The organism is Bradyrhizobium sp. 613_E4_N2_2, from assembly GCF_052075995.1.
Taxonomy (GTDB): domain Bacteria; phylum Pseudomonadota; class Alphaproteobacteria; order Rhizobiales; family Xanthobacteraceae; genus Bradyrhizobium; species Bradyrhizobium barranii.
Map to the genome: position 1 here is coordinate 1,361,436 of NZ_CP197234.1, position 14,536 is coordinate 1,375,971.

The following is a 14,536-nucleotide window of genomic DNA, read 5'->3' on the forward strand; positions in this document are numbered from 1 at the left end:
ACGCAACGTCCGGGCTCAAATGGGGCGCGCGCTCGGTCTGACTTGTGTCATCGCAACGCCTGCGATCGCAAGCAGCCCGCCGGCGATCAACTTCGGGGTCATGCGCTCGCCAAGGAACAGCACGCTCGACGTCAAGGCGAACACCGGAAGCAGCAGGCCGAAGGGCGCGACGCGGCCCATGGAGCAGCGGGCGATCAGCCAGAACCAGAGGCCGAACCCGACAATTCCGCCGATGAAAATCGTGTAGGCGAGCGCCAGCCAGCCGCGTCCATCCGCCGTGACGAGGCTCGCCAGTTGTCCGTATTCGAGCAGCAGCGACATCAACATGACCTGCGGCACTGTGAACAGCGACGACCACCCCATCAACATCAGGGGATCGAAAGGGCCGTAGCGTTTCGTCAGGACGTTGGACACCGCGAATGCGAAGGCCGCCCCGACCACCAGCAGCAGCGGAAGCCCGTTGGCCGACAGGCCAGGCTCCGCTGCCAGCACGACAACGCCGGCGAATGCGAGCAGCACTCCGGCGGACGTGGTGAGAGACGGCCGCTCGGCGAGCAGCGGCCAGGCCAGCAGGACGGTGAAGGGCGTCGCGAGCTGATACGCGACGGCCGACAGGCTTCCCGAGCCGAGCCCGAGTCCGACATAGAACAGGCCGAAGTTCAGGCCACCAAGGAAGATCGAAATCGCGACGACAGGGCCGAACTGCTCGCGCGTCGGCCGTTTGACGAACGGAACGAGCAGCAGTGCGATCGCGAGGAAGCGCAGCGCGAGGAAGAACAGCGGCGGAAACTCCGAAACGCCGACCTTGATGGCCACGAACTGATAGCCCCAGAGCAGGGGAACGGCCACCGCGCAGACGATCTGGATGGCAGTCATGGCATCTTCCTTTCAAGACCGATCAGTCCAGATATTGACGCACAAAGTGCGGAGGCGTCCGGGGTTTTTTGACCTGATTGGGTTGCTACCTGACGAACCGATCGAGCAGAGCGTCAGCGGTGGCTTGCGATGTGGCCCGCGCCGGCGCCGTCTTGCCGACCACGCGCAGGCCCTCGACGAAACAGACCAGAATCTTGGCGGCACTCGCGGGATCGACACCGTCGGCCAGCTTGCCCGCCACCTTCGCACGGGACAGCGCATCGGCCAGGCGGGCCTCCATGGCCCTGAAGAAGCCCGCGACGCGACGACCAATCTCGGCATCCTGGCCGGCCAGCTCCATGGCCGTGGCCACCAGCAGGCAGCCGCGCCGGCCGTTGGCGCCACTGGTGCGGTCGACATAGCCGGCAAGATAGGCCCGCAGGGCGTCGATCGGCTCCCTGCGGGGGGCGAGCTCGACATCCATCCGCGTCACGGCATCGGCAATGTAGCGATCGAGCGCGCGCAGGAAGAGCGAGTGCTTGTCGCCGAACGCGGCGTAAAGGCTGCCACGCGAGAGTTTCGTGGCCCGAAGCAGGTCCGGCAGCGCCGTGGCGTGATAGCCGCGCGACCAGAACACCCCCATCGCGCGTTCGACCGCGGCGTCCACGTCGAAGCTTCGGGGGCGGCCACGGGGCGACTGCACTGGGGCTTGGCGGCTCATGACCGTTATATAGACCGATCGGTCTTTAAATCGCAAGTGCCCGCATCGGGGCGAAAGCCGGCGTCAGCTTTGAACGCGGAAATGGCTACCGAGGGCCAGTTGCAGACATCCGACAGCCGTGTGACCATGGCGGCCGTTGTTGCGGCCTACGATCGAGAAATTCCAAAAAGGAGATGGTTGGCTGAGACAAAGGCTCCGCGAGATCGACGAGTCATCGAGGCCCGACGGAGGGCATATATTTGAGAAATTCAAGCAACGCTGCGTGCCTTGGCGAAGGTGCAGTCCAGATCGGCGGTCGATCACTGGCTTACCTTCAGGTCGGCGACCCGAACGGTCCGCTCGTACTTCACAATCATGGCGGACCATCGAGCCGGCTCGAAGCCAAGGTTTTTGCGTCTCACGCGCTCAAACTTGGTTTGAGATTTGTGTGCGTGGACCGTCCAGGCCAAGGCAAATCAGATCCTCAACACGGTCGCACCTTCGCAGGCTGGGCCGCGGACCTGGAAGCGATTGCCAACGCTTTTGAGACCAATCGCTTTGCGGTCACAGGCTGGTCTGAGGGTGGTCCTTGGGCGCTCGCGGCAGCGGCGTATCTCGATCCCGCGAGGCTGATACACGTGACCAGCATCGCTCCCGGATCCTACGGCGCATTCGGTACGAATTGGGCGGCGAAGGATCTGTCCTCGACCGACGCCATGGGCGGGTTCCTTGCACTGCATTTCCGGCCGGGTTTCCAGCTGATGTATGACCTGATCGATCTCGCTGCGACGCGGTTTCCGGAGCAGTACAAGAAGGCATTGCTGAAGGCGAGCTGCCCCGCTGACCTCGCGGCGCTTGCTGATGACGATGTGTTGAGTGCCATCGTGGAGTCTGGACGCGAGTGTTTCCGGCAAGGCGTTGACGGTCTCGTGACCGATGCGCAGATGCTCTATCAACAGTGGTCATTCGACGTCACGGCGATCCATAGGCCGGTTCATCTGTGGCAAGGCAGCGCCGATACGTTTGTGCCTTACGCAGTCAACAAACCGCTGGGTGAGCGGATGCCTGGAGCGGTATGGCACGAAGTCGCTGATGGCGGGCACTTTATCGCGAGTTCACACGCCGCCGAAATATTGGCGATCGTTGCCAACGATGCGGCAGCAACGGCGTGATTTCGGTCTCCCATCGTCCCGATGGGAATGTCCGCTTTGGAATGCGAAGGACTCAGAGCGGGCAAAGTCAGTCCGCTCTACCCCACCAAGCGGACCTCAATGAAAGGTGTCGCCACTTCGCTGATGGGCCAAGAGCGGAAGTTGCGGCTCTCACTCTCTTGCCGCACCGTGGCCGTAGAGGTCATTCGGGCAGCCCGGCTCGCCGCAACCCTTCCTCGTATCGAGCGAGATCTTCGGCGCGCCGATAGGGGCCGAGCACGCTTTTGAGATTGGAGACACGCACCGAAGGATTCAATTGCCGCAGCCGGGCCACCGCCTTTTGTGCCTGCTTCAGTCGTCCGGCCATTGCCTTGCTTGCGGCGTCCATACGTAACGCAGGTTGAAAGTCCGGATTGTCCTGCAACGCCATTGCCGCCCACGATGCCGCGTCGCCATAGTGGCCCAGGAAGAAATGGGCATGCGAGGTCCCAGTTCGCACCCCGCTCATAAACGGATCAAGCGGGTTGAGGCGGATGGCACGGGCGAAGCGCTCGATTGCCGTTTCCGGCTCGCCTAGCCAGTTCTTCACCCAGCCACCCCAAAACCATGCCTCGGCCCAATTGGAATTGAACACGAGCGCGCGATCAATCAAGGCGGCGCCTCCCCCGAGATCGAGTAAAACAAACGCTGATACATATCCGCTCGCCGCGAGGGCGATCACGTCGTCTTTTCCTAGCTCAACCGCTCTCTGAACGAGCTTTTCTACTTTGGCAGTCTCGCTCGGTGTGACTGAAATCCAGCCATTGGTCTTGGCAAAGGTGTAGCAAAGGGCGGCACGACCGTAAGCCGACGCAAAACCTGGGTCGAGCTTGATCGCCTTGTTGAATAGGCGTAACGCCTCTTCGTTCGCTTGCCGGTTAGCAAACTGATAAGAGCTGGCCAAACCGCGTAAGTAGTGATCATAGGCATCAAGACTCTCGGTAGGCTTGCGTTTGGCGCGCTCGATCTCGGCTTTTTCAACCGCCGGTGCGATCGCTCCGACTATGCTCTCGGTGACCTGGTCCTGCAGGTCGAAGATGTCGGTGAGTCCACCGTCAAACCGGTCTGCCCAGAGATGTCCTCCCGTAGGGGTATCGACGAGCTGTCCCGTGATGCGCACCCGGTTTGCCGCCTTGCGAACGCTTCCTTCCAGCACATAGCGCACGCCAAGCTCGCGCCCCACTTGCTTGATGTCGACAGCGCGTCCCTTGTACGTGAAGCTCGAATTGCGGGCGATGACGAACAGCGCCTTGAAACGGGACAGCGCGGTGATGATGTCCTCCGCTATTCCGTCCGCGAAGTATTCCTGTTCGGGATCGCCCGACATGTTCTGGAACGGCAGCACGGCGATTGACGGCTTGTCGGGCAGCGCCAGAGCCTGGGTGGTCTCGACAGGCGACCTTTTCGAGATTGCCGCAGAACCGTCCGCGTTTATTCTCAATCGCCACGCGCGCATCGGCTCAACAATGTTCTTCAGGTTCTGCGGACCCATGTCCTCGAAGGCGATATCGATCTTGCCGCGGATTTGACGTTGCGTGTCCTCGGAGATGCAGATGCCGCCGGGTTGCGCGATGCCTTCAAGGCGGGCGGCGATATTGACGCCGTCCCCGAAGATATCATTTTCGTCGCTTATGATGTCGCCGACGTGGATGCCGACGCGAAATTCGATCCGCTTGGCCTGCGGCACCGCGGCATTTCGCTCAACCATGCCGCGCTGCACCTCGATGGCGCATCGCGCTGCATCGACGGCGCTGGCGAACTCGACCAGCATGCCGTCGCCGGTCGTCTTGACGATCCGTCCGCGATGCGCGGCGATGGAGGGATCGAAAAGAGACTTTCTGGCGGCCTTGAGGCGAGCCAGCACGTCTTCTTCGTCCATACCCATCATGCGGCTGTATCCGGCAACATCCGCCGCCAGAATTGCCGCAAGCCTCCGTTCCACGCAATTGTCGGCCAAAACGGCCCCCGCGAGATCGGTAGATTCCGTCCCACGTATCAAAGCACAGGGTGTTCCTTTTGGGCTAGGGTCAATGTCAGGTCAGGGTCAAAATGCGAAGAACTCAGAGCGGGCAAAGTCAGTCCGCTCCACCCCACCAAGCGGACCTCAATGAAAGGTGTCGCCACTTCGCTGATGGGCCAGGAGCGGACTGGTGTTGGCGCGGGACACAAAGAGAGCCCTCCTCGCGTAACGGGGAAAGGCCAAGTCTTGCGCTCAAGCCTTGTGTTTGATCTTCACGGTGTTGATGGTGCCGGTGAAGGCGTTTTCCCAAGGATCGTAGTCATCGCACACTGGGGAGTAGGCATCCATGCCGATGTCGGCGGTCTCACCGGCCAGCGACCACACCGCACCCTGCGTCTTATTGATGCGGCCTTCGCCGACTTTCCTGCCGTTGATCGACAGCACGCCGGTGCCGCCCTTGTGCAGGCCGCCGCCGTCATAGGTGAAATCATAGACCAGCGTGACCTTGCCTTCCGGTAGAGCCTCCTTGCCTTCGATGAAGTATTTCTCCCGCGCCAGCCAGTTGTAGGCGAGCTTGGGTCTTCCATCCTTGACGTAAAGACTCCAGCCGCCGAACAGGCCACCCTGCGAGACCACGACGCCGTTGGCGCCGCCTTTGGGAATGACCAGGTCGGCGGTGACAACATAGGAACGGCTGAGCGTGTCGATGAAGACATTTTCAGCCATGCCGGTCATCCCGGCGTAGTAGGTCACCTCGGTACGGCCAGCCATGATGTCGGGCCGTCCGGCATTGGTCGCATTCAACCGTGCGAAGGAGCGGTCATCCATCGGATAAACGCCGAACTTGATCGCCTCCTGATGGAATAGATCCTGCAGTTCTTTCAGCTTCGCGGGATTTTGCGCGGCGAGGTCGGTGGCCTGTCCGAAGTCCACGGCCACATTGTAAAGCTCCCATTTGTCCTTGGCGTAGTCATCGACGCGGGGGCTGCTCTCCCATGGCGCGCGGTGCATCACGCAGGCCATCCAGCCGTCCTTGTAGATGCTGCGATTGCCGCTGCACTCATTGTACTGGACGGTGTGGCGATCCTTTGCCGCCGCATCGTCGAACGAGTAGATCATGCTGGTGCCGGCCATCGGAATTTGCTCGACGCCGTTGACTATCTTTGGCTCGGGGATGCCGACGGCTTCAAGGATGGTGGGGCCAACGTCGATCAGGTGGGTATATTGCCTGCGGATTTCCCCTTTCGATTTGATGCCGCCGGGCCAGCGAATGACCATGCCCTGATTCTGGCCGCCGCCCTGACAGGCATTGATGCACCAGGTTGCCGGCGTGGAGCCGGCCATTGCCCAGGCCACCGAATAGTTGGGGTAAGAGTTCGGTCCGCCATACTCGTCCATTCGGGTCTTGAGATACGGGATGTCTTCGGGGGCGTCGTTGAGGTTGGACCATTCATTGTAGGTTCCGTTTAGACCACCGATCGCGGTGCCGCCATTGTCGCCGGCGATATAGATCACGATGGTGTTGTCGAGTTCGCCGAGATCCCCGATGGCATCGATCAAACGCCCGATCTCGCGGTCGGTATGCTCGGCATAGCCTGCATAGACTTCCATTTGTCGCGAAAGCACCTTCTTCGCGTCGTCCGAAAGGGCGTCCCATTTTGGAATTTCAGGAGGGTTTTCAGCAATCTTGGTGCCCGGAGGCATCAGGCCCATCTTTATCTGACGCGCAAGAATTTCCCCGCGTAGCTTGTCCCACCCCTGATCAAATTTCCCCTTGTAGACATCGAGCCATTCTTTCGGCGGCGTGTGAGGCGGATGCGCGCCGCCCGTGGCGTAATACATAAAGAACGGACGATCCGGGGTCAGCGAGCGCGTACCACGTATCCAGCCTATCGCCTTGTCCGTGATATCGACGTTGAAATGATAGTTTGGGTCGCGCGGCACGCCGAGTTCGGTAGTGCCATCCACGAGGTAGGGCCGGAACAAGTTCTTCTCGCCGCCAATGAAGCCATAGAATTTTTCAAAGCCCTGTCGCGCTGGCCAGCGGTCGAACGGGCCGCTCATGCTGGTTTCCCACGGCGGCGTCTCGTGGCTTTTGCCGAACATCGACGTGCAATAGCCCCACTGTCGAAGAATTTCAGCGATGGGCGCAACGCTCTTTGGCCGCATGCCGGTGTCGCCGGGATATGAGGTCGCACCGTCAACTACAGCGGCTTGGCTATTTTGATGTTGATTGCGTCCGGTCAATAGCGCGGTGCGGCTCGGCGAACACAGACTGTTGACGTGAAAGTTCGTGTAGGTCAGCCCCTCTTTGGCGAGACGATCCATGGTCGGGAAGTTGATCGGTCCGCCGAAGGTCGATGGGTCCGCATAGGAAGTCTGGTCTTGAAGAATGACCAGGATGTTGGGGGCGCCCTTCGGCGGCCGGATCGACACTGGCTTCGGCTGCGGCACCTTGCGCCAATCCGGCTCGGTGATGACAGGACGCGGCGGCTGCGGAAACGGCAGGATCTCGCCAAGCTTCGGCCCCGTCGATGCGGGTGCCGCTGCAGGTGCCGGTGCAGCCTGTTGCACTTGAGCGGTCGCTGGCGCCGTCGCCGCCAAAGCCGTCATCGCAGCGAGCGACGAACCACCCAGCAAAAGGTCGCGTCGTTGCATGCCGTCATTGCCGCGCCTCTTTTTTTCGAATGCGTTTGAGGAGGATTCGTTCGGGGGACCGTCTTCTGGATGATCGCTCATAAGCGTCCTCTCTTGTTCGACGATTGAACCAAACTTCCTGGATGTACCTCACGTTGATCTAGATCAATGGAAGACCGCTACGGGTCAGAATGCGAAGAACGCAGAGCGAGCAAAGTCAGTCCGCTCTACGCCACCAAGCGGACCTCAATGAAAGGTGTCGCCATTTCGCTGATGGGCCACAAGCTGATTTTCGGATGATGACCTTTAGTGTTTGCTCATCCGGGAAAGTCTGCCTTGGAAATTGGTGCGAATGGCCTGAACGACGTGCGGGTTAGCCGGACAAGAACAGAAATTGATGCTTGAAAAGGGTTATAATCCCGCCGCGTTGAGCCGTGCCTGATTTACTTCATCCGCAGAGGACGAAGCCATGACCCAGCTGTATTTTGAAGATGCCGAAATTGGTATGACTAGCAAGGCTGGTCCTTATCTGGTCTCGAAGGAAGAGATCGTCCAGTTCGCCAAGCAATATGATCCAGCGCCCCGTCACCTCGATGAGGAGGCAGCAGCACGTTCAATTTTTGGAGGACTAACCGCATCGAGCGCCCATACGTTTTCGATCTTCATCTCGCTCACGCCGAAGCTCCAGCCTCGGCTCCATGTCCTCGCCGGAATGGGTTGGGATGAGTTAAGGCTGCCGAACCCGGTACGCCCAGGAGATGAACTCGATCTTGAAATGATTGTTCTGGAGAAGCGGGAGTCTAAGTCGAAACCTGATCGAGGCATCGTGCGCAACCAAATCCGAGTGCGCAATCAACAAAACGAAATCGTCTTGCAGTGTATAGCCAATATTCTCGTTGCGAGACGAGCGGGTCCATAGCAACGAGCCACCGTCCGTCTTGGCGGCGCTTGCCAACGCAAAATGTTCACGTCCGCTATGGGTCAAAATGCGAAGAACGCAGAGTGAGCAAAGTCAGTCCGCTCTACCCCACCAAGCGGACCCCAATGAGAGGTGTCGCCACTTCGCTGATGGGCCAGGAGCAGTCGTAAGACTTCCGAACCTGCAAGGCGCGTTAGGCGAAATTGATCAAATCTAGCAGGTAATGCGCGAGTGCCACCGGCCATAGCACACCCGACCGCCGCAGCATTAACATGAGGAAAAGGCCAACAGTAGCCGCAGAAAGGACATTACCAAGGCCGGCCCACCAATGAATTGCGCCGAACAAAACTGACGTAGTGAGAACGGCAAGGATGCCGTCACCCAGATAAGGCCGGAATGCTAGCCGGATGTATCGGCGAAATATGACTTCTTCGCTGATAGCTACCAAGGCTAAGCCAAAAAAAAGATCGAACGCTTTTAGCCATCCGGTCGGGTGCGGATATGCGCCGAGAACGGTTGTAGGGAATGCCGCATTGAGGAGAGATTGCGGCAACTGGACAAAGCGATCTAGCAAGCAAATTCCGACGATCCAAAGGACAATCTCAAAAAGTGAAATTTGACGTTCACCTGTTGGAAATGCAGCGATTCGAGCAGAAGGCACTGCCGCCAAAATGGTGAGAGCAGTGATCCGACCCGCATAGTCCCAGAGAAGCCAACTTAGCGCTTGATGTTGATGCAGCCGCATGACTTGTGACGCAACTAGCGCCATAAGGGCTAGAACGAACCACCATATTAACGGTTGCGTAATGGAGCGATTATTCGCGCGCTCTTTAGAATTGCCGGAGGAGCGTTCTTCCATGCTCGCCTGTAGATTACCTGCGGCTTGAACCTAAGACAGTTGGAACGAAGCGTCCATGCCGGTATCGTTGGTTGTCCGCCTCTGATGACCGCTTAGGGTCAAAATGCGAAGAACGCAGAGTGAGTAAAGTCAGTCCGCTCTACGCCACCAAGCGGACCTCAATGAAAGGTGTCGCCACTTCGCTGATGGGCCATTCGCGACATTCTAGCGGTGCGCCGACGAATTCCGGTCTACCCCGATAGGCAGACATAACGCATTCGTGAACCTCGCCACAGGGCGACCGCTGTCCTTGCGAATGAACACAAGGGACGGCAGGGGCGACCAACCCTACAGCGGGAAGACTTGCCACAGCGCCTGCCTCGGCTGCATGTCAGGACGTTCGAGGCAGCATTCCCGTTCCGGGGAGGCGCGATATGCTGCAGTTGAAAGACAAGGTCGGACGGTTCGCGACGACAGGGCGCAGCTGCCAAAACTGGAAAAAGGATCAGGAGCTGGTCATTTCGCTGCTCAACAAGATCGCCATTTCCGACGGCGGCGCCGAGAACACGCTTAAACCACAGATGGTCGTGACCGGTTACGCCAGCGACGGCCTTTACAACTCGATTCTGTACTTCCAAAAGAAGAACTTTCCCGGCACGCCTGACGGCTATGTTCGGCCTGCCGGCCCGACATTCAGTCGGCTCGTTGAACTGTCGACGAAGGCGGCTGCCAAGCCCACCCTGCCAAAGGGCCAATGGGACGCAATCGCGACTCCTTCCGTCGATGCTGCACTTCGCAAAGGCCTCATCGACGATTCAAAGCTGGACTACGCAGAGATCGTTGACATCATCCGGGCTACCGTCGCAGACGGCATGGTCACCGCATTCGAGCTGGACGACCTGACCACCATTGCGAACACCTCCAGAACGCTCTCCCCCACCTCGAAAAAGCTCATCACGCTCTTCGTCGGAGAAGAATACAAGGAGAAGCGCGGGATCGGACCGTACGACCTCAATTCCGACCAGAAAAAACTAGCCGCGGAAATGGTCTGCGATTTCCTGAAAAACACGAGGACGACGTTCTTTCCGAAGCTCGACCCACACCGCGTCGGCATAGGTATTCTCAGGCGCATTGCGAAGCCGAGCCTCATCAATCAAGATCAGGGAAGTCTGTGCGGGCCATCCGCCCTGATGTTCGGCTACGCGTCCGACAAGCCAGGGTCTTACGCGCGGTTCGCGATCGATCTCTATCAGAAGGGGCAGGCGAACCTTGGCCGCCTGCTGATCAAGCCGGGAAAGGATGTGAGGAACTTCACGCCACCCTGGTCGCTGGACCACGTCGATTGGCTGACATGCGCCTCCATACGCGATTCGGAGAACTGGTTCCTCGATTTCGACGACACAGGCAAGATCAGCGATCTTGCGGGTGTCACCCTGCCGAGCGAAATGGAGCAATGGTTTCGCAAGGCAGGATACCGGGACGTGCGGGAGAATACCAACATTTCGCGATACAACAAAGACATCGACGATGTAAACGAAGCCAACCGGCTGCTCGACAGCGGATATCGCGTATGTCTTTTCATAAGCGCCAATATGATCGACTATGACGACCAGTCCGATAAAGGCTCCGCGTTTACAATGCACTGGGTCGTGCTGCGCGAGAAGATACAAGTGATGAACGGGTACGTGAAGGCGAAGGTCTTCTCATATGGCGATGGAGACTACGTGATACCGCATCCGCAGGAAAAAACCGGTGCCGTCAAGCCCCTCGCCGTTCGGGACTTTCTTATGAATTTTTATGGGTACGTTGCTGCCAAGGGGTGACCGGGGCCAGAAGCGCCGAAGGCATCATCATGCTGGTCACGCACGAGATGGCCTTCTTCCGATGTCTCGACCTGCGTCGGCTTCATGAATGCCGGCATCATGGCCGAGGATCGGCACGCCCGAGGAAACCATCCGCCAGCCGCGCAGCGAAACGGCTGAAGGTTCTTGAGCCGGTTTCACGAGGCGCACCGAGGCTTGTACTCGCAGAACGCCCGGCAGTCAGGGCGCGTATGAGGTCCGCTGTGCCCCTGATAGCGGCGCAATAGCGGATCTCAGCAGAGGTCGGCTTTGGGTCAATCGCGTCGGTTTGGTTCTCCCGAGACGACTTCCGGTCAGCCCCAGTGAGCGGACATCTTTAGTACCCCTCGCCAGGTCTCATACGGGCCAGAAGCAGACAAAGTGCTCCCTCTGTATCGTCGGAACGGGTAAGCTTCTAACCTAACTACGTCCGTTCCTAACGTGATCGTGCTTCTAATGACCCCACCGTGATTGAACTCATCATTTTCGACGCGGATGGCGTCTTGGTCGATAGTGAAACAATCGCGCTGGCCGTCTTAGCCCGCGCAGCATCGCAGGAAGGAGCTGGGATTGGCGTGGAGGAAGCAATCAAGCTTTTCCGCGGGCGAAAAATGGCCGACTGCGTGCATGAAATTGAGCGCAGGTTAGGTCGCAGCGTTTCGGACACCTTCGTTGCGGACCTTAGACGAGCTACGGCGTCAGCATTTGATGCCGAACTGAAGCCCGTCGAAGGAATTCATGCGGCGTTAGCTGAAATAGCTATTCCTACCTGTGTGGCGTCTAACGGGCCCATGTCAAAGCTGACACACACGCTCGGATTGACGAAGCTCCTAGATCATTTCGAGGGACGTATATTCAGCGCGTACGAAGTGGGTTCATGGAAGCCAGAGCCGGGCTTATTCCTTCATGCGGCGCAAACCTTGAACGTTCATCCGTCACGCTGCATCGTCATCGAAGACGGTTTGTCGGGGGCTTACGCAGCAAAGGCTGCGGGAATGCAAGTTCTGGGCTTTACCGGCGGCGATCCGAGCGCTGAAATCGAATTGCGCGGGGTCTGCGGGAAAACCTTTCATCGGATGAGTGAACTTCCGAGTTTGCTGCAACAAACGAATTGAACCATCAGGCGATCCCAAACTGTGCGGTTTTTCCGCCTTGGGTCAAAATGCGAAGAACGCAGAGTGAGTAAAGTCAGTCCGCTCTACGCCACCAAGCGGACCTCAATGAAAGGTGTCGCCATTTCGCTGATGGGCCACAAGCTGACATCGCTGATGCTTTACTCAATCACTTCATCTGCGATGCCCAGCGTGGGCGGTATCGTTACCCCCGGCGCCTTCGCGGTCTTGCGGAAATCAGCGCGCGAATTTGTAGTAAGCGAACGCCGCCGAAGTGACCGTAAGCAATGCCGAGGCGATCCAGATCGGCCCCAGCACAAAGATGGCTATCGCGCCCTGCCCACAGGCACCGCATGCAACCCAAAACAATATTGGAAACAAACATAGCAGGATGACTACGGCAAATCCTGTACTGAGCCAAACTCCTCTCGACCCCCATCGCGCACCCAAAAACCACGGCACGGCGGGAAAGCCGAAGGACAGAATAACCAAGAGGGTCATCAGATTGTCGAACATGAATGGCTCTTGGTCGTTGACACGAGGCAGATGGTTGAAACTCACACGAGAACCGCGCGAGCCTTTGTCATCGCTGCTATCTTGACTCCGGGCGCATCAGTCGAATAACAGCAATTGACATTGCCGCTTGACGACCGCCTTGGGTCAAACGGCGAAATGGCCGGAGTGCGTGCCTAAGTCCGCTTCACATCTTTTAGCGAACGTCGCATCTGAGAGGACACGCCTGAAGCTACGTCCTCACTTCGACGGCACCGCAGCTCCGTCAGCATTGTCCCGCACATGGATCACCGCGATGTCATCCGTATAGATCCGCTTCCAGCCCTTGAGCTGGTCGAGGATTTGCGGGCCCGGCGCATCGGCGACCAATAGCGTCGCGTCGATCTTGTACTGGTCGAGCAGGCGCGGCAGCAGCTCGGGCTTCTTGCCTTCCGTCGCCTTGAAGAAGTCCATGACGAACTTTTCGCCATAGAGCTCGGCGCGGCCGTCGACGTAAACAGGGACGTCGCGCGAGATCAGATAGCCGCCGAACTGATAGGCGTTGAAGATGCGCTGCACCCTGAGTTTTTCGAGCAGGTCGACCGCCGCAACCGGCGTCTGGGCCATCGTGAACGTGAAGCGATGGTGTCCCATGTAGAGCGAGGTCGAGGTCCAACTCGCGGCCACGATCATGAGCGCACCGAGCGCGGTGACATAGCGGGCCGGCCAGCGGTCGGCGCCGGCTGTGTCCGCTGGCGGGCGCGCGAACATCTCGCCGAGCGGCTTTGCCAGCACCAGCGGCACCAGGAAGGCGAAGGCCTCGATATTCCTGACATGGGTCAGCGCGCTCCAGGTCAGGAACAGGATCAGGAAGATCCGCGGCGCCGACAGCACGAGGCCGCGATAATAGCCGAGCGCGATCAGGCCGAGCAGTGCGCCTTCGAACCCGGTGAAGGTGGCAAAGTTCGCCGGCATCCATTCGAAGATCAGTGACAGCAATTCGCCGAGGCTGAGGATGTTGGTTGCGCCCATCAGCGTCCGCCAGCCGTACGGCGTGCAGCAGGCAGCGATCAGCGCGCCGACGCCGAACAGCACCCAGCGCATGAACAGCTTCAGCCGCTGTCCCTTCTCGGCATGCTCGACCGCTTCGAGCGAGATCGGACCGATCAGTGCGAGGCCCAGCACGAAGCCGCCATGTAAATTCGCCCAGAGCGCTATCAGCGGCAGCCAAGTCCAGGACGGCGCGCTTCTGCGGTCGGCAGCCGCCATCAGCAGGCCGACCCACGCCACCATGACGGGCAGCGCCAGAATATGCGGACGCGCCAGCACGTGATGGATCGACAGCAGCAACGCCAGCATCGCGAACAGCACCGCGCGCGGCGCCTCGATCTGCGCGTCGAGCAGATAGACGAAGACTGCAGCGGTGAGCGCCATCCCGGTCGCGGTGAGGATGACCGGACCTGCCCAGCCCCATTGCGCGTAGGAGAAAGCGAACAGCACCTGCGACAGCCACGACGTCGAGATCCAGGATTCTCCTGGGCGCGTGAAGGAATAGAAGTCGGTGTAGGGCAGGGCGCCGTGATCGAGGATCCATTGCCCGATCCTGATCTGCCAGAACGAGTCGGAGTCCTGAAGCAGCGTGTCGCCGACGAAGAGGAAGAACAGATAGGTGCCGGCACCGACGCAGAGCGGCAGCAGTGCTCGCGCGCGGCTCTGCACCGCAATGCTGTTGGCAAAGGAAAGTGACATGCCGCCTCGTCGTCCTGCTTGTTCTTGTCGGCCGGAGCATGATCCGGAAAAGTGTGTAGCGGTTTTCCGAGAAGATCATGCTCAAACAATAACCTGAAGCGCGATGAACGATTCATCTCGTCGTGCTTCAGGCCGAGCGGGCGGCATTGGACCATGCGCGGTCATAACTTCGGGTAAATCGCGCCTCCGCGGCATTGCCGCGGATAGCTGCGATTTAACGGATTGTTTTCAATTCTCCTTTAC

General features: G+C 59.1%; 11 protein-coding genes. 4 read left to right on the top strand and 7 right to left on the bottom strand.

Translation table 11 applies throughout. The features are described from left to right. Window positions 1-15: 15 nt before the first annotated feature. Complete coding sequence (locus AB7290_RS06395) at window positions 16-876, bottom strand: DMT family transporter (protein ID WP_085400841.1); 861 nt, start codon at window positions 874-876, stop codon at window positions 16-18. 85 nt (window positions 877-961) lie between these two features. Next, window positions 962-1,576, bottom strand: coding sequence for a TetR/AcrR family transcriptional regulator (locus AB7290_RS06400; protein ID WP_201266168.1), 615 nt, complete (start codon window positions 1,574-1,576; stop codon window positions 962-964). Between the two features lie 239 nt (window positions 1,577-1,815). On the opposite strand from AB7290_RS06400, the gene AB7290_RS06405 reads away from it, so the two are divergent. Continuing rightward, window positions 1,816-2,727 (top strand): alpha/beta fold hydrolase, encoded by a 912-nt coding sequence (locus AB7290_RS06405; protein WP_245344058.1) that lies wholly within the window; start codon window positions 1,816-1,818, stop codon window positions 2,725-2,727. 181 nt (window positions 2,728-2,908) lie between these two features. Here AB7290_RS06405 and AB7290_RS06410 read toward each other — a convergent pair whose 3' ends face one another. After that, window positions 2,909-4,702: an adenylate/guanylate cyclase domain-containing protein gene (locus AB7290_RS06410; protein WP_354078643.1), complete on the bottom strand. Its 1,794-nt coding sequence runs from the start codon at window positions 4,700-4,702 to the stop codon at window positions 2,909-2,911. 255 nt (window positions 4,703-4,957) lie between these two features. Further along, complete coding sequence (locus AB7290_RS06415) at window positions 4,958-7,444, bottom strand: arylsulfatase (protein WP_201266167.1); 2,487 nt, start codon at window positions 7,442-7,444, stop codon at window positions 4,958-4,960. A gap of 367 nt (window positions 7,445-7,811) precedes the next feature. On the opposite strand from AB7290_RS06415, the gene AB7290_RS06420 reads away from it, so the two are divergent. Beyond that, window positions 7,812-8,261, top strand: a complete 450-nt coding sequence (locus AB7290_RS06420; RefSeq protein WP_063981102.1) for a MaoC/PaaZ C-terminal domain-containing protein — start codon at window positions 7,812-7,814, stop codon at window positions 8,259-8,261. 193 nt (window positions 8,262-8,454) lie between these two features. Here AB7290_RS06420 and AB7290_RS06425 read toward each other — a convergent pair whose 3' ends face one another. Further along, complete coding sequence (locus AB7290_RS06425; RefSeq protein WP_085400840.1) at window positions 8,455-9,120, bottom strand: CPBP family intramembrane glutamic endopeptidase; 666 nt, start codon at window positions 9,118-9,120, stop codon at window positions 8,455-8,457. Between the two features lie 413 nt (window positions 9,121-9,533). On the opposite strand from AB7290_RS06425, the gene AB7290_RS06430 reads away from it, so the two are divergent. Both AB7290_RS06430 and AB7290_RS06435 read left to right on the top strand, forming a co-directional pair. Beyond that, window positions 9,534-10,922, top strand: coding sequence for a hypothetical protein (locus AB7290_RS06430; protein WP_441253365.1), 1,389 nt, complete (start codon window positions 9,534-9,536; stop codon window positions 10,920-10,922). A gap of 485 nt (window positions 10,923-11,407) precedes the next feature. Further along, window positions 11,408-12,055: an HAD family hydrolase gene (locus AB7290_RS06435; RefSeq protein ID WP_085400838.1), complete on the top strand. Its 648-nt coding sequence runs from the start codon at window positions 11,408-11,410 to the stop codon at window positions 12,053-12,055. 234 nt (window positions 12,056-12,289) lie between these two features. Here AB7290_RS06435 and AB7290_RS06440 read toward each other — a convergent pair whose 3' ends face one another. Together AB7290_RS06440 and AB7290_RS06445 are read right to left on the bottom strand one after the other, a co-directional pair. After that, complete coding sequence (locus AB7290_RS06440; RefSeq protein WP_085400836.1) at window positions 12,290-12,568, bottom strand: hypothetical protein; 279 nt, start codon at window positions 12,566-12,568, stop codon at window positions 12,290-12,292. 237 nt (window positions 12,569-12,805) lie between these two features. Then, window positions 12,806-14,293, bottom strand: coding sequence for a hypothetical protein (locus tag AB7290_RS06445; protein ID WP_085400834.1), 1,488 nt, complete (start codon window positions 14,291-14,293; stop codon window positions 12,806-12,808). Between the last annotated feature and the right edge of the window lie 243 nt (window positions 14,294-14,536).

What these genes read in the sequence shown, in the direction of transcription:
- AB7290_RS06440 (WP_085400836.1), bottom strand. Translation starts at nt 12,568, where the DNA reads ATGTTCGACAATCTGATGACCCTCTTGGTTATTCTGTCCTTCGGCTTT.
- AB7290_RS06420 (WP_063981102.1), top strand. Translation starts at nt 7,812, where the DNA reads ATGACCCAGCTGTATTTTGAAGATGCCGAAATTGGTATGACTAGCAAG.
- AB7290_RS06400 (WP_201266168.1), bottom strand. Translation starts at nt 1,576, where the DNA reads ATGAGCCGCCAAGCCCCAGTGCAGTCGCCCCGTGGCCGCCCCCGAAGC.
- AB7290_RS06445 (WP_085400834.1), bottom strand. Translation starts at nt 14,293, where the DNA reads ATGTCACTTTCCTTTGCCAACAGCATTGCGGTGCAGAGCCGCGCGCGA.
- AB7290_RS06425 (WP_085400840.1), bottom strand. Translation starts at nt 9,120, where the DNA reads ATGGAAGAACGCTCCTCCGGCAATTCTAAAGAGCGCGCGAATAATCGC.
- AB7290_RS06395 (WP_085400841.1), bottom strand. Translation starts at nt 876, where the DNA reads ATGACTGCCATCCAGATCGTCTGCGCGGTGGCCGTTCCCCTGCTCTGG.
- AB7290_RS06415 (WP_201266167.1), bottom strand. Translation starts at nt 7,444, where the DNA reads ATGAGCGATCATCCAGAAGACGGTCCCCCGAACGAATCCTCCTCAAAC.
- AB7290_RS06430 (WP_441253365.1), top strand. Translation starts at nt 9,534, where the DNA reads ATGCTGCAGTTGAAAGACAAGGTCGGACGGTTCGCGACGACAGGGCGC.